At 68.4% G+C, this 17,171-nt stretch carries 21 protein-coding genes; 4 read left to right on the top strand and 17 right to left on the bottom strand.

The features are described 5' to 3' along the window. Positions 1 to 266: 266 nt before the first annotated feature. The 9 genes from IE173_RS15250 to hrcA form a co-directional block, all read right to left on the bottom strand. The gene (locus IE173_RS15250) at positions 267 to 911 is read right to left on the bottom strand and encodes a hypothetical protein (protein WP_191284382.1); all 645 of its coding nucleotides are present in this window, start codon (positions 909 to 911) and stop codon (positions 267 to 269) included. 409 nt (positions 912 to 1,320) lie between these two features. Further along, a complete protein-coding gene (gene era, locus IE173_RS15245) occupies positions 1,321 to 2,241 on the bottom strand; it encodes a GTPase Era (protein WP_191284381.1) in 921 nt (306 codons plus the stop codon). After that, positions 2,234 to 3,547, bottom strand: coding sequence for a hemolysin family protein (locus tag IE173_RS15240; protein WP_308433113.1), 1,314 nt, complete (start codon positions 3,545 to 3,547; stop codon positions 2,234 to 2,236). Before IE173_RS15240 ends, era begins: the two co-directional genes overlap by 8 nt. A 13-nt stretch (positions 3,548 to 3,560) precedes the next feature. Beyond that, positions 3,561 to 4,022, bottom strand: coding sequence for an rRNA maturation RNase YbeY (gene ybeY / locus IE173_RS15235; protein ID WP_191284380.1), 462 nt, complete (start codon positions 4,020 to 4,022; stop codon positions 3,561 to 3,563). Next, positions 4,019 to 5,062 (bottom strand): PhoH family protein, encoded by a 1,044-nt coding sequence (locus IE173_RS15230; RefSeq protein WP_191284384.1) that lies wholly within the window; start codon positions 5,060 to 5,062, stop codon positions 4,019 to 4,021. The genes ybeY and IE173_RS15230 overlap by 4 nt, the downstream gene beginning before the upstream one ends. Before the next feature lie 56 nt (positions 5,063 to 5,118). Next, positions 5,119 to 5,463: an HIT domain-containing protein gene (locus IE173_RS15225; protein ID WP_191284379.1), complete on the bottom strand. Its 345-nt coding sequence runs from the start codon at positions 5,461 to 5,463 to the stop codon at positions 5,119 to 5,121. Between the two features lie 18 nt (positions 5,464 to 5,481). Further along, positions 5,482 to 6,210 carry a 16S rRNA (uracil(1498)-N(3))-methyltransferase gene (locus tag IE173_RS15220; protein WP_191284378.1) on the bottom strand — a complete coding sequence of 243 codons (729 nt, stop codon included), beginning with the start codon at positions 6,208 to 6,210 and terminating at the stop codon, positions 5,482 to 5,484. Between the two features lie 3 nt (positions 6,211 to 6,213). Next, complete coding sequence (dnaJ, locus tag IE173_RS15215) at positions 6,214 to 7,314, bottom strand: molecular chaperone DnaJ (protein WP_191284377.1); 1,101 nt, start codon at positions 7,312 to 7,314, stop codon at positions 6,214 to 6,216. A gap of 2 nt (positions 7,315 to 7,316) precedes the next feature. Next, positions 7,317 to 8,345, bottom strand: a complete 1,029-nt coding sequence (hrcA, locus tag IE173_RS15210; RefSeq protein WP_191284376.1) for a heat-inducible transcriptional repressor HrcA — start codon at positions 8,343 to 8,345, stop codon at positions 7,317 to 7,319. A 176-nt stretch (positions 8,346 to 8,521) separates the two neighbouring features. Between hrcA and IE173_RS15205 the strand changes: the two genes are divergently transcribed. Both IE173_RS15205 and IE173_RS15200 read left to right on the top strand, forming a co-directional pair. After that, positions 8,522 to 8,920, top strand: coding sequence for a DUF4870 domain-containing protein (locus tag IE173_RS15205; RefSeq protein WP_191284375.1), 399 nt, complete (start codon positions 8,522 to 8,524; stop codon positions 8,918 to 8,920). A gap of 56 nt (positions 8,921 to 8,976) precedes the next feature. After that, entirely contained in the window at positions 8,977 to 9,339 is a 363-nt protein-coding gene (locus IE173_RS15200) for a DUF4870 domain-containing protein (protein WP_191284374.1), read from the top strand. Positions 9,340 to 9,360: 21 nt separating this feature from the next. On the opposite strand, the gene hemW is transcribed toward IE173_RS15200, so the two are convergent. The 7 genes from hemW to lepA form a co-directional block, all read right to left on the bottom strand. Further along, the gene (gene hemW, locus IE173_RS15195) at positions 9,361 to 10,584 is read right to left on the bottom strand and encodes a radical SAM family heme chaperone HemW (RefSeq protein ID WP_191284373.1); all 1,224 of its coding nucleotides are present in this window, start codon (positions 10,582 to 10,584) and stop codon (positions 9,361 to 9,363) included. Between the two features lie 8 nt (positions 10,585 to 10,592). Next, positions 10,593 to 11,264, bottom strand: coding sequence for a DUF1990 family protein (locus IE173_RS15190; RefSeq protein WP_229842151.1), 672 nt, complete (start codon positions 11,262 to 11,264; stop codon positions 10,593 to 10,595). A gap of 188 nt (positions 11,265 to 11,452) precedes the next feature. Beyond that, a complete protein-coding gene (locus IE173_RS15185) occupies positions 11,453 to 11,848 on the bottom strand; it encodes an MmcQ/YjbR family DNA-binding protein (RefSeq protein WP_191284372.1) in 396 nt (131 codons plus the stop codon). 28 nt (positions 11,849 to 11,876) lie between these two features. Then, entirely contained in the window at positions 11,877 to 12,581 is a 705-nt protein-coding gene (locus IE173_RS15180; RefSeq protein ID WP_191284371.1) for a collagen-like protein, read from the bottom strand. Positions 12,582 to 12,682: 101 nt separating this feature from the next. Continuing rightward, the gene (locus IE173_RS15175; RefSeq protein WP_191284370.1) at positions 12,683 to 13,357 is read right to left on the bottom strand and encodes a GNAT family N-acetyltransferase; all 675 of its coding nucleotides are present in this window, start codon (positions 13,355 to 13,357) and stop codon (positions 12,683 to 12,685) included. Positions 13,358 to 13,367: 10 nt separating this feature from the next. Beyond that, the gene (locus IE173_RS15170) at positions 13,368 to 13,730 is read right to left on the bottom strand and encodes an NINE protein (protein ID WP_229842152.1); all 363 of its coding nucleotides are present in this window, start codon (positions 13,728 to 13,730) and stop codon (positions 13,368 to 13,370) included. 19 nt (positions 13,731 to 13,749) lie between these two features. Continuing rightward, positions 13,750 to 15,597, bottom strand: coding sequence for a translation elongation factor 4 (lepA, locus tag IE173_RS15165; protein ID WP_191284368.1), 1,848 nt, complete (start codon positions 15,595 to 15,597; stop codon positions 13,750 to 13,752). 52 nt (positions 15,598 to 15,649) lie between these two features. Here lepA and IE173_RS15160 point away from each other — a divergent pair, with 52 nt between their 5' ends. Beyond that, a complete protein-coding gene (locus IE173_RS15160) occupies positions 15,650 to 16,144 on the top strand; it encodes an NUDIX hydrolase (protein ID WP_191284367.1) in 495 nt (164 codons plus the stop codon). A 1-nt stretch (position 16,145) separates the two neighbouring features. Here the strand turns inward: IE173_RS15160 and IE173_RS15155 are convergent, their stop codons facing one another. Beyond that, on the bottom strand, positions 16,146 to 16,490 hold the full coding sequence (locus IE173_RS15155; protein WP_191284366.1) for a hypothetical protein: 345 nt from the start codon (positions 16,488 to 16,490) through the stop codon (positions 16,146 to 16,148). 214 nt (positions 16,491 to 16,704) lie between these two features. On the opposite strand from IE173_RS15155, the gene rpsT reads away from it, so the two are divergent. Beyond that, positions 16,705 to 17,019, top strand: a complete 315-nt coding sequence (gene rpsT / locus IE173_RS15150) for a 30S ribosomal protein S20 (protein WP_191284365.1) — start codon at positions 16,705 to 16,707, stop codon at positions 17,017 to 17,019. The last annotated feature ends 152 nt before the right edge of the window (positions 17,020 to 17,171 follow it).

The following is a 17,171-nucleotide window of genomic DNA, read 5'->3' as shown; positions in this document are numbered from 1 at the left end:
GGTCCATCACACCGGGCGTCGGCAAAACGCATGCTCGCCAGCCCGAAGGCGGCACCCACGCTAAGAGCCAGACACCCAGTGATCAGGAGCCAACCACCGCAACGCGGCAATGTCACCCTGACACTGATCCCCACGCTACGGCGCGACCGGGCCGACGGCATCCGTCGCCGGGTTGATCCGCGATCATCCTCGCGACGGGGCGTGCGAAATGCCCATTTCTGCCGCACCTGGCCGAAACTGCGCGACACAAATCGGCACCTCGCGGTCTACGGGCGCCAACCCGCGTCGCGGAGCGCGGCTGTTGTGCGACGAACGATCTGCTCAGCGCTGTGCTCCTTCGTGACTCGAACGAAGCGCCAGCGGGGTGAGAGATCGTCGAATCGGTCGATGTCGTCAAGGTAGGCCGCCCGGGATTGCTGGTGTTGAACGCCTTCGTACTCGAGCACGACTCGCCACGGACGAAAGACCAGGTCTCCGTATCGCTCTCGCTCCTCGTCGCTCGTGAGTCTTCCGTTCACCTCCGGCTCCGGCAGCCCGGCGCGAACGACCAAGAGCCTCAGCGTCGTCTCCCGTTGTGAGTCGGTTCTCGGGCGCACCTGCTCGAACGCCGCGCGAAGAGACAGGTTTCCGCGGCGGCCGGCGTTGACTGCGAGAGCCCGACGGAGTTGTGCCATCGTCGCGAGCGGGTCGCGCCGACACACGAGGCCATCGCCGGCGATGATCAGTTCGTCGACCGAGAGTTGCGACGACAGCATCCGCCAGACCTCTGCCGGTCTCGGAACCAGGAGCCCGCGATGCATGACCAGTTCGGCGCCCGGCCCGTCTGTGTGGTGCCCGACGACGCCGCGTGTGCGGGCGTCCTCGCCGGTCGTACCGTCGTGACGTGGAGGGGCCCTTGCTCGCTCCACCACGGCATCCGCATTCCCCATATCAACGCCGCCGTGACGTGGCTGAAGAACTGCCCCGGTCGCAGACGCGTCGCGTAGGCACGGCAGCGGAGTTCGAAACTGTCCGGGAGGTGTGCCGGTTGTCGCACCCCGTGAAAGTCGGCTCGCAGGTCCCGGCGCCGAAGGCGGTCAGGCCGTACACCTCGCCGGAGCGCCTCCGCCACAGTGAACGGCGCCTCATCGAACTCGGGGGGAAGGGCAGGCAGCATCCAACGACACTCGCCCGTTGCCTGCCCGCTCAGGCGACAGACCTCCTCCCCCGCGTATGACTTCCGTCCGTCGTGCCCTGAGGAGGACGCGCGAAGTGCCGCTAAAGGCCACGCGCAAACGGCGAGGTGCGGCAGATACGGGCATTTCGCGCGCCGGTGAGGGGTCAGAAACCGAGGCGGCCCAGCTGTTTCGGGTCGCGCTGCCACTCGCGGGCGACCTTCACGCGCAGCGACAGGAACACCTGCTTGCCGACGAGCGGCTCGATCTGCGCGCGGGCCCGGGCGCCGACATCCTGGAGTCGTTCGCCGCCGTGGCCGATGACGATGCCCTTCTGGCTGTCGCGCTCGACCCAGAGGTTCGCGTAGATCTCCACGAGGTCCTTGTCGTCGCGTTCGACCATGTCGTCGATCGTGACCGCGAGCGAGTGCGGCAGCTCGTCCGAGACGCCTTCGAGTGCGGCTTCGCGGATGAGTTCCGAGATGCGGGCCTCGAGGGTCTCGTCGGTGCGCTGCTCGTCGGGGTAGAGCGACGGCGACTCGGGAAGCAGCGCGACCAGCTCCTTCAGCAGCACATCGAGCTGGATGCGGCTGGTCGCCGACACCGGGACGATCGCCTCCCAGTCGCGCAGCTCGCTCACCGCGAGCAACTGCTGCGCGACGGCGGGGCGCGAGGTGGCGTCGATCTTGGTGACGATCGCGACCTTCTTCGCCCGCGGGAAGTCGTTCAGCGACTCGTTGATGAACCGGTCGCCGGGGCCGATCCGCTCGTTCGCCGGGAAGCACATGCCGATGACGTCGACGTCGCCGAGCGTCGCCGTGACGACGTCGTTGAGGCGCTGGCCGAGCAGGGTGCGGGGGCGATGGATGCCGGGGGTGTCGACGATGATCAGCTGGCCGTCGGCCGCGTGCACGATTCCGCGGATGGCGCGGCGGGTGGTCTGCGGCTTCGACGACGTGATCGCGACCTTCTCACCGACGAGGGCGTTGGTGAGCGTCGACTTGCCGACGTTCGGACGGCCGACGAACGACACGAAGCCGGCGCGATGGATGGGGGACGGTTTCGACGCGCCCTTCGGGCTACTCATCCGTCGACTCCTTCTTCTCGTCGCCGAAGGCGGCCTTCGCGTCGATGAGGGCCTGGTCGGCTTCGACGATGATCGTGCGCAACAGCTTGCGTCGGCCCTCGACGCGTTCGGCGCGCAGCTTCAGCCCCGAGAACTCCACCGTCGATCCGGTCTGCGGCAACCGGCCGAGCACTTTGGTGAGCAACCCGCCGGCGGAGTCGACGTCGTCGTCGTCGAGTTCGATGCCGAACAGGTCACCCAGCTCGTCGAGCGGCAGCCGCGCGCTCACCCGGTAGACGCCGCCGCCGAGGTGGGTCGCGTCGGGCGTCTCGCGGTCGTACTCGTCGGCGATGTCGCCGACCAGCTCCTCGATGAGGTCTTCGAGCGTCACGAGCCCCGCGATTCCGCCGTACTCGTCGACGACGAGGGCGAGGTGGATGCTCTTGAGCTGCATCTGCCGCAGGGTGTCGTCGGCCATCTTCGACTCCGGCACGAACTCGGCCGGGCGAGCCAACTCGCGAGCGGTCACCGACGCGGCATCGAGCGGCTGCTCGAAACTCAGTCGGGCCACGTCGCGCAGATAGAGCACGCCGAACACCTCGTCGGCATCCTTGCCCACGACCGGCATGCGGGAGTGCCCCGTGCGCAGGAACTCGGTCATCGCGAAGGCCAGGCTGGCGTCGTCGTCGATCGTCTCCATGTCGGTGCGCGGCACCATGACCTCGCGCACGACGGTGTCGCCCCATTCGAAGATCGAGTGGATGAGCTCACGGTCGTCCTGTTCGAGCACGTCGGCCTCGGCCGCCTCATCCACCATGCTCAGCAGCTGCTGCTCGCTCGAGAACGTGATCACCGGCGGGCGGCCCGGGGTGACGCGGTTGCCGAGGGCGACGAGCCCGACGGCGAGCGGGCCGATGAGCACCCGCACGAAGCGCACGATGGGGGCCGCGAACGCGAGGATCGGCCGGGCGTTGGCGCGTCCGACCGAACGGGGGCTCGACCCGACCAGCACGAAGGTGGCGCCCGTCATGACGATGACCGAAGCGAGCAGCACCCACCACCAGTCGGTCAGCACGAGCGCGAACGCGAGGGTCACGAGCACGGCCGCCGTCGTCTCCGACAGCACGCGCACGAAGTTGATGGCGGTGACGTGGGCCCCGGTGTCGGCGGCGATCGCGAGCAGCGACTTCTTGAATCGGCTGTGCGCTGCGAGGTCGGCCAGATCGATGCGACTGAGGGTGCCGAGTGCCGCGTCGGCGGAGGCGAGCAGGCCGCCGAAGGCGACGAGCAGGGCGGCGAGCGCGACGAAGAGCCCGATCAGTTCCACGAGCGCAGCCCCATCAGCGTCGTCGTTCGGCGAGCGTGAATCCGACGAGGATCTCGCGCTGCACGTCGAACATCTCGCGTTCCTCGTCGGGTTCGGCGTGGTCGTAGCCGAGCAGGTGCAGGATGCCGTGCGCCGTGAGCAGGTGCATCTCGTCGGCCGGGCTGTGACCCGCCTCTTGAGCCTGTGCGATCGCGACCTGCGGGCAGATCACCAGGTCGCCGAGCAACCCGGGAGGGGTGATCTCGTCTTCGCTTCCGGGCCGCAGCTCGTCCATCGGGAAGGAGAGCACGTCGGTCGGGCCCGGCTCATCCATCCACTGCACGTGCAACTGCTCCATCGCGGCCTCGTCGACGAGCAGGATCGCCAGTTCGGCATCCGGGTGCACGTGCAGGTGGTCGAGCGCGAAGGTGGTCAGTCGCTGCAGCGACGACTCGTCGACCTCGACACCCGACTCGTTGTTGATCTCGATGCTCACGGCTTCCTCCGCCGCGGGCGCTCGGGGCCGGGCTGCTTGCGGTCCTGCGGGCCGTGCCCGCGCCGCTCGGCGCGGTTCGCCCCGTCGGGGTTGACGATGGCGGGGTTCTCCCGTTCGTAGCGACGGGCCTGCTGTTGTGCGTCGTAGGCGGTGTAGCGGTCGACGATCCTTCCGACGAGCGAGTGGCGCACCACATCCTCGCTCGTGAGCCGGGCGAAGTGGATGTCGTCCATCTCGTTCAGGATCTTGCTCACCAGCTGCAGACCCGAGGCGCCGATCGGCAGGTCGACCTGGGTGATGTCGCCCGTGACCACCATGCGGGTGCCGAACCCGAGCCGGGTGAGGAACATCTTCATCTGCTCGGGCGTCGTGTTCTGCGCCTCGTCGAGCACGACGAACGCGTTGTTGAGGGTGCGACCGCGCATGTAGGCGAGCGGAGCGACCTCGACGGTGCCGGCGGCGAGCAGCTTCGGCACCAGCTCGGGGTCCATCATCTCGTTGAGCGCGTCGTACAACGGCCGCAGGTAGGGGTCGATCTTGTCGTTGAGAGTGCCGGGCAGGAAGCCGAGCCGCTCCCCCGCCTCGATCGCCGGGCGGCTCAGGATGATGCGGTCGACCTCTTTGCGCTGCAGCGCCTGCACGGCTTTCGCCATCGCGAGGTAGGTCTTGCCGGTTCCGGCGGGGCCGATACCGAACACGATCGTGTTCTGGTCGATCGCGTCGACGTAGGCCTTCTGGCCCAGGGTCTTCGGTCGGATGCTCTTGCCCCGGCTGGTGAGGATCGCCTGGCTCAGCACCTCGGCGGGGCTGCCCTCGCCACGTTCCAGGATGCGGGCGCCGCTCGTCACGTCGGCCTCACCCAGGTCGACGCCGTTCTTCACCATCGCCACCAGCTCCTGCACGAGGCGTTCGGCGGCTCGCACCTGCTCGTCGGGACCCTCGAGGGTCACGTGGTTGCCGCGCACGAGCACGGTCACCTCGGGGTAGCTCTTCTCGATCGTCGACAGCAGGCGGTCCTGCGGCCCGAGCAACCGGACCATTGCGACGCCGTCGACCTCGAGCTCCGCGCGTTGTGGATCAGCAGAGCCGGAATCGGTCACGCCATCCGCCCTTCGGGAAGGCCGCCACCCAAGACATGGGCATGTACGTGGAACACCGTCTGGCCGACATCCGACCCGGTGTTGAAGACGAGCCGGTACTGCCCGCCGCAGTGCTCGTCGGCGAGTTGCTGAGCGACGGCGACGATCTCGGCCAGCAGGGCCGGGTCGGCGGCGGCGAGTGCGGACACGTTCGGGTACTCCCCCGACTTCGGGAAGACCAGCAGGTGCACGGGCGCCTGCGGCGCGATGTCGCGGATGCCGAGCACGCGCTCGTTCTCGAACACCTTCGTCGACGGGATCTCCCCCGCGACGATGCGCTCGAACACGCTCGGCTCTGACATGGGTTCCAGCTTAGGGTTTCACCAGCGCCCCAGCCGGGTGTTGAGCACGGCGAGCGCTGCCGGGCCGGCCGTCGAGGTACGCAGCACCTCGGGCCCGAGCCGCACGAGCGTCGCGCCGGCGGCGGCGAACGCGTCGAGTTCGCGCGGCGCGATGCCGCCCTCCGGGCCGACGACCAGGGTGATGCGGTCACCGTCGAGTTCGACTTCGGTGAGGCGCGTGGTCGCGTCGGGTTCGAGCACGAGGATGCGACCCGGCAGTTTCGTGAGCGCCCCGGTCGACGCGATCGGCTCGACGACCGGCACCCGGGGGCGGATCGACTGCTTCGTCGCTTCGCGCACGATCGATGCCCAGCGGTCCCGCCCCTTGGCGGCCTTCACCCCCTCCCAGCGCGAGATCGACCGCTCTGCCGCCCACGGGATGACCCCTGCCACCCCGAGTTCGGTCGCCGCCTGCACCGCCAGCTCGTCGCGGTCGCCCTTCGCGAGCGCCTGCGCCAGCCACAGTTCCGGGAGCGGAGCTGGATGCCGGGCTGCCGATTCCACCTCGACGCTGACGATTCCCCCCTCCGTCGAGGTCACCGTCCCGAACGCGAGCAGACCGTCGCCGTCCGACACCGAGAGCTTCTCGCCGACCCGAACCCGCGCGACCGTGATCGCGTGCCGGGCCTCATCCCCCGTCACCTGCACGACCGACCCCGCCACGACATCCCGATCCGTCAGATCGGAGGCGAGGTAGAGGGAAGCCACGACTCAGACGCCGAGGAAGCGGTCGCGGAGTTTCGAGAAGAGACCCTGCTGGAAGGTGGCGAACTCCGGCGGCACGGGGCGACGGGAGGCGGCGAACTCCTGCATGAGCTTCAGCTCTTTCGAGTTGAGTCGCACCGGGGTGACCACCTGGATGCCGACCCGCAGGTCGCCGCGGCCCTGGCCGCGCAGGTGGGTGATGCCGCGATCCTTGACGGTGACCACGTCGGCGCTCTGCGTGCCCGGCTTGATCTCGATGGTGACGTCACCGTCGAGCGAGGCGAGCGTCACCTGGGTGCCGAGCACGGCATCCGTCATCTGCACTTCGAGCGTCGCGAGCAGGTCGTCGCCGTTGCGGCTGAACACGTCGTGGTGCTTGACCTTCACCTCGAGGTAGACATCGCCGTTCGGGCCGCCCGCCGGTCCGGCCTCGCCCTGGCCGGGGAGGTGGAGGCGGGTGCCGGTCTCGACGCCCGCGGGGATGTCGAGCGAGAGGGTGCGCTTGGCGCGCACCCGACCCTGGCCGGCGCAGGTCGGGCAGGGGTTCGGGATGACCGTGCCGTAGCCGCGGCAGGTGCCGCACGGGCTCGACGTCATGACGTTGCCGAGCAACGACCGCACCGCGCGCTGGATCTGGCCGGTGCCCCGGCAGATGTCGCACGTGACCGGCGAGGTGCCCGGCGCACAACACGACCCGGCACAGGTCTCGCACAACACCGCCGTGTCGACCTCGATGTCGCGGTGCACGCCGAAGACGACCTCGTCGAGGGCGATCTCGAGCCGCAGCAGGGAGTCCTGGCCGCGCTCACGCCGAGATCGCGGTCCGCGGGAGCTCTGCGCCGCGCCGAAGAACGTCTCGAAGATGTCGCCGAACCCGAAGCCGCCCCCGCCGCCGAAGCCGGCCTGCGGACCGAGGTCGTAACGCTCACGCTGGTCGGGATCGCTCAGCACGTCGTAGGCGTGGGTCACGAGCTTGAACCGCTCGGCCGCCTCGTCGCTGGGATTCACGTCGGGATGCAGCTCACGTGCGAGCTTGCGGTACGCCTTCTTGATCTCCTCGGGGCTGGCACTCTTGTCCACCCCGAGGACTCCGTAATGGTCGGTCACTCTTACCGATCGTCCTCACCGAGCAGCCGGGTCAGGTAGCGCGCAACTGCGCGCACGGCCGCCATATTGTTCGAATAGTCCATACGGGTCGGGCCGAGCACCCCGAGGTGCGCGAGCCCGCCGCCGGTGGTCGTGTATCCCGTCGCGACGACGCTCGCCTCGCCGAGGCCCGATGCCTGGTGCTCGTGGCCGATGCTGGCGCGTACCGCGTCGACCTCGATCTCCATCTCGCCGAAGAGCTTCAGCATCGTGACCTGCTCTTCGAGGGCTTCGAGAACGGGGTAGATGCTGCCGCGGAAGTCGCGCTCGGTGCGGGCGAGGTTCGCGGCGCCCGCCATGACGAGACGGTCCTGCCGGTTCGCCGCGACCTGTTCGCCGAGGCTGGCGGTGACCGCCTGCACCAGGTCGCGGTTCTCGTGCGGGAACGCTCCTGGCAGGGTGCCGAGCTTCGCGGCGACGTCGGCGAGCGCCAGTCCGCCGAGTTCCGCGTTGACCCGACCCCGAACCTCGGCGAGCGCGTCGTCGTCGATCGGGGTGGCGACATCGAGCAGACGCTGGTCGACCCGGCCGGTGTCGGTGATCAGCACCGTCATGAGGCGGGTGGGACCGAGCGCGACGATCTCGATGTGCCGCACCCGGGCACTGCCGAAGGAGGGGTACTGCGCGAGGGCGACCTGGCTGGTGAACTGCGACAACAGCCGAACGGTGCGGGCGAGCACATCGTCGAGGTCGACGGCTTCGCCGAGGAACGTCTCGATCGCCTGACGTTGCGCGGGCGTGAGCGGCCGCAGCTCGGTGAGCTGGTCGACGAACACCCGGTAGCCCTTGTCGGTGGGCACCCGACCCGACGACGTGTGCGGCGCGGCGATGAGTTCTTCCTCTTCGAGCTGCGCCATGTCATTGCGGATGGTGGCGGCCGAGACGCCGAACGCGTGGCGTTCGACGATCGCCTTCGACCCGACCGGCTCGCGCGAGGCGACGTAGTCCTGCACGATGACGCGAAGCACCTCGAGGCTGCGCTCGGAGACCATGCGCTCAGCCCCCTTCGTGGTTAGCACTCGTATCGAACGACTGCCAATGATAGCGCGACACGCCGTTACCAACCCGTTGCATCGCGGAATCGCGACGCGCTAGCTTGTGGTCTGTGCTTGCGCTTCACTGACGCCGGCGATCCGCCCGGCATCCGCTCATCGAAAGGCAACCTCACATGACCACTCCCGCCCCGCAGCCCGCCGCGCCTCAGCCGGCTCCGCCCCTGACGGAGGCCGAGGACAAGCAGTGGGCCTCGTTCGCCCACTTCGGTGGCGTGCTCGGCATCCTGCCCTCCCTCATCATCTGGCTCGTCTTCAAGGACCGCGGTGCGAAGACCAACGTCGAAGGCAAGGAGGCGCTGAACTTCCAGATCACCCTCGTCATCGCGTGGGTGGCCCTGTTCATCATCACCGCCATCCTCACCGCCGTCACGTTCGGCATCTTCGGCCTGATCGCCTGGGTGCTCTACCTCGCGATCTTCGCGGTGCAGGTCATCTTCTCGATCCTCGGCGGCGTCAAGGTCAACGGCGGCGAGAGCTACCGCTACCCGTTCGCGCTGCGACTCATCAAGTAGTCGAGAGTTTCTGGGGAGCCGGGCCTTCGGGCCCGGCTCCTTGCTTTAATGGCGCCATGACCGAACCCTCTCCCTACGCGCAGCCGTCGCCACCCCTGAGCCCGGCCGACGAGAAGACGTGGTCGGTGCTCGTGCACATCGGCGGCATCTTCATCCAATGGATCGCGCCGCTGATCGGCTACCTGCTGCTGAAGGATCGCGGCCCGTTCGTGCGCTACAACATGGTGGCGGCGCTCAACTTCCAGTTGACCCTGCTGATCGCCTACGTCGTGGGGGTGGCGACGACGTTCTTCCTCGTCGGCATCCTCATCATCCTCGCCGCGTCGGTGCTGGGAATCGTGTTCAGCATCCTGGCCGCCATCGCGACCAACAACGGGCAGTACTACCGCTACCCGTTCGCGATCGAATTCGTGCGCTGAGCTGACGACGACCCGCCCCGGTCACCCGAGCAGGCGGCGCACCACGGCGTCCGCCAGCAGCCGCCCGCGGCGGGTCAGCACGACGTTTCCCTGAACGGCGGCTGCACCCTCGACGAGCCCATCGGCGATGAGCCCCGCCACCGCCGTGCGGCCCGCGGGCTCGAGCATCCCGACCGGCAGCCCGTCGACCACGCGCGACCGCAGTAGCACCGCTTCGACGCGTCGGGTTTCGGCATCCAGTGTCTCGCGGCCCGCCGCCGGTGACACCCCGGCGCCGAGGCGTTCGGCGTAGGCGGCGGGATGCTTCACGTTCCACCAGCGCACCCCGCCGATGTGGCTGTGCGCGCCGGGTCCGACACCCCACCAGTCCTGCCCGGTCCAGTAGGCGAGGTTGTGCCGGCTGCGGTGAGCGTCGTCAGTCGCCCAGTTGCTGACCTCGTACCAGCCGTAACCGGCGGCCGCGAGGGTCTCGTCGGCCAGCTCGTACATGTCGGCCTGCAGGTCGTCATCGGGCGTCGCGACCTCGCCGCGGGCGATCTGCCGGGCCAGCTTCGTGCCGTCTTCGACGATGAGCGCGTAGGCCGACAGGTGGTCGGGATGCTGCGCCAGCGCCAGGTCGAGGGATGCCGCCCAGTCGGCGAGCGACTCCCCCGGCGTTCCGTAGATGAGGTCGAGGCTCACCTGCAGCCCGGCATCCCGCGCCCATTGCACGACGAACGGGATGCGCGCCGGGTCATGCGTGCGCTCCAGCGTGGCGAGAACATGAGGCACGGCGGACTGCATCCCGAAGCTGACGCGGGTGAACCCGGCGGCCGCGAGGTCACGCAGGGAGTCGGCGTCGACCGAGTCGGGGTTCGCCTCGGTCGTGACCTCGGCTCCCGGTGCGAGACCCCAGGTGTCGCGCACGGCGGCGAGCATCGCGGCGAGGTCGGCCACCGGCAGCAGCGTCGGGGTGCCGCCGCCGAAGAACACGGTGCTCGCGGAGCGGTGCGGGACACCGGCATCCCTCAGCACCCGCTCGGCGAGCGCCACCTCGGCGATCGCCTGACCGGCGTAGTCGGACTGCTTCACCCCGCGGATCTCGGATGCCGTGTAGGTGTTGAAGTCGCAGTATCCGCAGCGCACCCGGCAGAACGGCACATGCACGTAGACGCCGAAGTCGCGCTCCCCCGCATCCTCGGCGACGCTCGCGGGCAGCAGCCCGTCGGCGGGAGCCGGGTCGGCGATCGGGAGGGCGGAGGGCATCGTGAGGCTCAGGACAGCGGCCGCGTGAGCGCGTGCTCGTACCGCGAGGTGATGATCGCCTGCACCAGCCACAGCACCGGATACACGATCCAGAGCGCGGGATGCGCGGGGCGCGAGAAGGCGCGGATGGTGAGCCACACCGACTCGTCCTCCCGCTGCTCGACGATGAACGCCTCCTCGCCGCTCTCCGGATGCCCGGGCAGCGTGCCGTAGGCGAAGCCGCGACGCGTGGGCTCGTCGATCACGTACACGATGCGCACCGGGGCACGCAGGCTGAGCGGCCCCCATCCCAGCAGCAGGATCGCGGTCTCCCCCGCCGCCACGAGCTTCGCTCCCGTGTCGGCGTAGACCTGTTCGCCCGATGTCGTCGATGCCGGCTGCACCGGCTGCCCCTCCTGATCGAAGGTGACGGGGCTGTAGCTGTTCTCCAGCACCTCGGCGGGCGACTCGACGCGCTTCACCCGTAAACCCGAACGCCGCTGGATACCGAGGCTCAGCGTCTCGGTCCACGCGTGGTGCCAGCGCTCCTCGCCGTGCCCGATCCGCACCTTGCGCTCGATCGCCCGATACCCCTTCGGCGGGTAACGCAGGAAGTCGTCATCCTGGGTCGCCCCGATCGCCGCATAGGTGACCGGACGCTGCCAGATCGGCAGGTGGTCGGTCACTCGGGTTTCGGACATCCTTCTATTCTCCCGCCCGTTCCTAACTCTCGGAAATCGGGTCCCTCATCGACGACACGTCGACGAAGACCGCCGAGTCCGAGAGTCAGGTACGGTCGTCCTCGCGCAGCTCCCAGGGAACGGAGTCGGGATCGAGCTCCGCGGGTTCCTCGGGCGGACGATCGAACGGCCCCTCCTCGNAATCCACTTCATCTGGCCAGTCCCCTTTCGAATTCGGCCGCGAGTCGCTTCGGGGCACGGGCCAGCCAGGCGTCGGTGACGACCTCACGCAACCGATCGGGGTCGACGTGGTCGAGGGCGATGAGGATGGCGGCGTAGTTATCGAAGTGGGATGTCGCGAAGAAGGCCCTGGGGTCTTCATCGATGAGGGCCAGCCTCTCGCCGATGTCGGCCGTCGACGCTCCGATGATCACCCCGGTCGGGGCGGCATCCCCGAGTTCTTCGAGGTCGCGGCGCCGCAGCGGCCGCACCCAGACGAAGACGTTCTTGCCGACCTTCCACATGGGATCGTCGAAGCGGATGCCCTCCTCCGCCGACGGGAGGTCGCGTGCGATCGCGCTCACGTCATCCCAGGTCGCGGCCATGGCGACAGGCTACGCGGCCCTCACGATGTCAGGCGAGACGCTCGACTCGCATCCAGAGCAGCTGCAATTCGGTCTCATACCCGATCGTGGTCACGGTGAGGCTGATCTGCTCGAAAGCGTCGAGGTCGACGAGCGTTGACTCGGAGACCGTCCACTCGTAGAAGTAGGTCGAGCCCGAAGGCGCCATGTTGAACGCGCCGCCGGATTCGGCCTCGGTTTCGCCGGCATCCAAGTACGCACTGAAGGCGCCACCGATGTTGTTCTCGGCTCGGAGGAAGTATTGGATGCGGTACAGCCCTGCCTGTTCGACCTGCACCGTTGAACCTGCGCCGACCGGTGAGACATCGCTCGACGTGTGGATGATCGACACAACCGGGACTTCGATCAGGTCGTTCGTCGTGATGTCTTGCGTCCCCGCGGTGACCTCGTAAATCGAAAGGGCGGTGCCGATCCCATCCGCACCGTCGGCACCAGCAGGTCCGGTAGCTCCTGCGGGGCCCTGTGGCCCTGCCGAGCCGCGAACTCCAGGGCTCCCAGCCGGCCCATCACCGCCCACGGGACCTGCCTCGCCGGACTCCCCGTCGGCACCGTCCGAACCATCGGCACCGTCAGCACCGCTCGCGCTCGTCGATGTGGCGTTCGAGACGACCGCCCACGAGACGACAGCGGAGCCGCCGAGGGCGGCGAGGATGACGAGGATGCCCGCGACGACCGCGGATCGGAGTGACAGCATCGGTATCGGATCCTTCGCGTCGGCCCTGGTGCTCGAAGCCTAGGGGTCACCGTCGGTGTTGACGCCGACCGACGCCATGCGGATCTCGACCGCCTCACGCATCAGGACGGGGGAACGACCACGAGTACCACCTCGTACTCGACCCGGGTGACGAAGCCGAGCCGCTCGTAGATGCGGATCGCGGGGTTGTCGGTGGCGACGTGGAGGAACGGGATCTCGCCGCGGGCGACGATGCCGGCCCCGATCGTGCGCATCGCCCGTTCGGCGTACCCGCGACCCCGGAAGTCGGGGTCGGTGCACACGGCGCTCACCTCGGTGTAGCCCGGCGGGTGGAACCGCTCACCCGCCATCGCGACCAGGCGCCCGTCGACCCGATAGCCCACGTAGCGGCCCAGTTCGCGGGTGCGCAGCTCGAACGGCCCGGGCTTGGTGCGGGTCGCCAGGTCGTGCATCTCGGCAGCGTCGTCGGGGCCGAGTTCGATCGCGTCGGGGTCCGGCTCGGGTCGCCACTCGGGTGCCACCATCTGGAACACGTTCGCGCGGAACGGCACCCGCACATCCGGTGGCAAAGGGAAGGGAGAACCAGGCAGCAGCGCGCTCCTGCCAGCGAGCAGGACGCGGAGGTCGGCCCAGGCGGCATCACCGTCTTCGGCAGTGCCCGCGAAGGGCGAAACCGCCGGATCGTACGCGGCCGCGATCCCAAGCCGCCGTGCGAGGTGCGAGTGCGCGCCGACCAGCGAGTGCCACACCGGTCGATCGAGAACGTGCCCAGTCATCTCGCTCGAATCAGCTCCAGTTGACGACCGGAAGGCCGTCGCCGTCGTGCGCCGCTCCAGCGATGATGATGATCCAGTCGATGAACGGCCAGATTCCGAGGGTGAGCCAGCCGACCAGCAGCTTGGCCACGCCCAGCCCGATATTGCCGAGATAGAACCGATCGATGCCCAGGCCGCCGAGAAAGAAGCCGAGCACCGTAGCGACGGTCCGGCTCTTCGGCGAGGTACCCGGCGGACGGTATGGCGCCGCCACGTAGAGCACGGGCGAGGCCGCAGATGCCGCCGGACGGGACTGCGTGTACGCGGTTCCGTCCCACCAGTGCTCGGATCCGGGATGGGCGGGATCGACGTACCAACCGGGAGGCGCGGACATGCTCACGCCGCCAGGCTAGCTACTTCTTGTCTTTCTTCTCGACGTCACCGGAGAGGGCGGCGATGAACGCCTCCTGAGGGACCTCGACGCGGCCGACCATCTTCATGCGCTTCTTGCCCTCCTTCTGCTTCTCGAGCAGCTTGCGCTTGCGGGTGATGTCGCCGCCGTAGCACTTGGCGAGCACGTCTTTGCGCATCGCGCGGATCGACTCGCGCGCGATGATGCGGGCGCCGATGGCGGCCTGGATCGGCACCTCGAACTGCTGCCGCGGGATGAGCTCGCGCAGGCGTCCGGTCATCAGCACGCCGTAGGCGTAGGCCTTGTCTTTGTGCACGATCGCGCTGAAGGCATCCACCTGCTCCCCCTGCAGCAGGATGTCGACCTTCACGAGGTCGGCCTCCTGCTCGCCGGCGGGCTCGTAGTCGAGCGACGCGTAGCCCTGGGTGCGGCTCTTCAGCTGGTCGAAGAAGTCGAACACGATCTCGCCGAGCGGCATCGTGTAGTGCAGTTCGACGCGGTCGGTGCCGATGTAGTCCATGCCGCCGAGGGTGCCGCGCCGGCTCTGGCACAGCTCCATGATCGTGCCGACGTAGTCCTTCGGGGCGAGGATGGATGCCTTCACGATCGGCTCGCGCACGCTCGCGATCTTGCCGTCGGGGTACTCCGACGGGTTGGTCACGGTGACGGTCTTCTTGTCGTCGGTCGTGACCTCGTAGATGACCGAGGGCGCCGTCGTGATGAGGTCGAGACCGAACTCGCGCTCGAGCCGCTCGGTGACGATCTCGAGGTGCAGCAGGCCGAGGAATCCGCAGCGGAAACCGAACCCGAGCGCGACCGAGGTCTCCGGTTCGTAGTTGAGGGCGGCATCCGACAGCTTCAGCTTGTCGAGGGCTTCGCGCAGGTCGGGGTAGTCGCTGCCGTCGATCGGGTAGATGCCCGAGAACACCATCGGCAGCGGCTCGGTGTATCCGGGCAGCGCCTCGGTCGCCGGCTTCGACGCGGTCGTGACGGTGTCGCCGACCTTCGACTGCCGCACGTCTTTCACGCCGGTGATGATGTAGCCGACCTCGCCGACCCCCAAGCCGTTCGACGGCGTCGGTTCGGGTGACGAGACGCCGATCTCGAGGATCTCGTGGATCGCCCGCGTCGACATCATCTGGATGCGCTCCCGCGGCTTGAGCGAACCGTCGACCATGCGCACATAGGTGACGACGCCGCGGTAGGAGTCGTAGACGGAGTCGAAGATCGCCGCGCGGGCGGGGGCGTTCGCGTCGCCCTTCGGCGCGGGAACCCGCTCGACGACACGATCGAGCAGCGCCTCGACGCCGACCCCGGTCTTGCCGCTGACGCGCATGACCTCGTTCGGGTCACCGCCGATCAGCCCGGCGATCTCGGCGGCGTACTTCTCGGGATCGGCCGCGGGCAGGTCGATCTTGTTGAGCACCGGGATGATCTCGAGGTCGTTGTCGAGCGCGAGGTAGAGGTTCGCGAGCGTCTGCGCCTCGATGCCCTGCGCCGCATCAACCAGCAGGATCGCGCCCTCGCAGGCGGCGAGCGAGCGCGACACCTCGTAGGTGAAGTCGACGTGTCCGGGGGTGTCGATCATGTTGAGGGCGTACGTCGTGCCGTCGACCGCCCACGGCATCCGCACCGCCTGGCTCTTGATCGTGATGCCGCGCTCACGCTCGATGTCCATGCGGTCGAGGTACTGGGCGCGCATGTCGCGGTCGCTGACGATGCCGGTGATGCCGAGCATGCGGTCGGCGAGGGTCGACTTGCCGTGGTCGATGTGCGCGATGATGCAGAAGTTCCGGATGCGCGACGGGTCGGTCGCGGCCGGAGGCAAGGGAGAGGTGGCGCGGGGCATTTGGTCTCGATTCTCGCAGACTGCCGACCCGGGCCCGTGCGACGATCGAGGGATGCCGATCCCCGACTTCGTCAGAGACCTGCGCGAGAAGATCGGCCGGGCACCGCTGTGGTTGGCGGGTGCGACGGCGGTCGTCGTCGACGGCGACCGCATCCTGCTGATCCGCCGCTCCGACACCGGCGCGTGGACCCCGATCACCGGCATCATCGACCCCGGCGAGGAGCCCGCCGTCACCCTCGTGCGCGAGGCGCTCGAGGAGGCGAACGTGAACATCGAGGTGCAGTGGCTCACCTCGACCTGGGTGACCCGCCGCATCCGCTACGAGAACGGCGACGAAGCGCAATACCTCGACCTGACGTTCCGCTGCCGCTACCTCGGCGGCGATCCGCGACCGGTCGACGGCGAAGCGAGCGAAGTCGCCTGGTTCCCGCTCGACGCGATGCCGCCGATGGGCGACGAGATGACTGCGCGCGTGCAGCATGCGCTGCGCGAAGAGGGGCCCGCGTACTTCAGTCGCGAACCCCTCTCGTGGACTGCGGAAGGCTAGATCAGAACCAGAACCCCTCGGTCGCCCAGAACGACTCCGTCGCCCAGAATCCGAGAGCGAACGGCGCGAACATCACGAAACCGATGACGGCGAGGATGATCCAGCCGAACAGCGACAGCAGGCCGATGATGATCGCCCAGTTCGCCGTCGTGACGGAGGCGGGCTCCTTGCCGCGGGCGATGAAACCGAGGATGACGCCGGCGATCGCCAGCGGACCCATCCCGGTCGGGATGGAGACGATCGACAGCACGAGGCCGAGCACGCTGTACGTGGACGACTCGGCGGCGGGGGCGGTGGCGGGGGCCGTCGACTCGATCGACGGGGTGGTGAGGGTTTCCGTGGTCATGACTCGAAACTACGGATGCCGCCGGCCCGCCACAGTGGGGCGAACCCCCGGATCCGCCCACAGGCACACCGCCCGCGTTGCCCCGACCCTCGGGATCGGGTAACGTAGCCCCTTGGTTTCCGCGTGGTCTTTCCTCCCGCGCGGTTGATCCGGAAGCGCCCTCTACCGCTCCGGGTAGACACCGTTTCCACTTCTACGAAAGCAGTCATCACGCATGGCCAACATCAAGTCGCAGATCAAGCGCATCGGCACCAACAAGAAGGCGCAGGAGCGCAACAAGGCCGTCAAGAGCGAGCTCAAGACCGCCATCCGCTCCGCCCGTGAAGCTGTCGCCACGGGCGACGCCGCGAAGGCGCAGGCGGCCCTCAAGGTCGCCACCAAGAAGCTCGACAAGGCGACCAGCAAGGGCGTCATCCACGCCAACAACGCTGCCAACCGCAAGTCGGCGATCGCCAAGGCCGTCGCCGGGCTCGGCACCGCGAAGCCGGCCAAGGCTGAGAAGCCGGCCAAGGCCGCGGCCGCCAAGTAACACCTTCGCGAAGGCCCTCACCCCGACCGCGGGTTCTAGCGATCCCCGCAACACCCTGAGTTTTTGGGAGTTGCGGGGATCGTGGTTTTTGAGGAGTTGAAGGCTCGGTTTTTCGAGGCGTTGGATCGTGGGGGTGGCAACATCGCGGCTGC

The organism is Pseudolysinimonas yzui (assembly GCF_014653215.1).
GTDB classification, from domain to species: Bacteria; Actinomycetota; Actinomycetes; order Actinomycetales; family Microbacteriaceae; genus Pseudolysinimonas_A; species Pseudolysinimonas_A yzui.
Note: the sequence above shows the minus strand (reverse complement) of the source record. Positions and strands in the feature narration are given on the sequence as shown.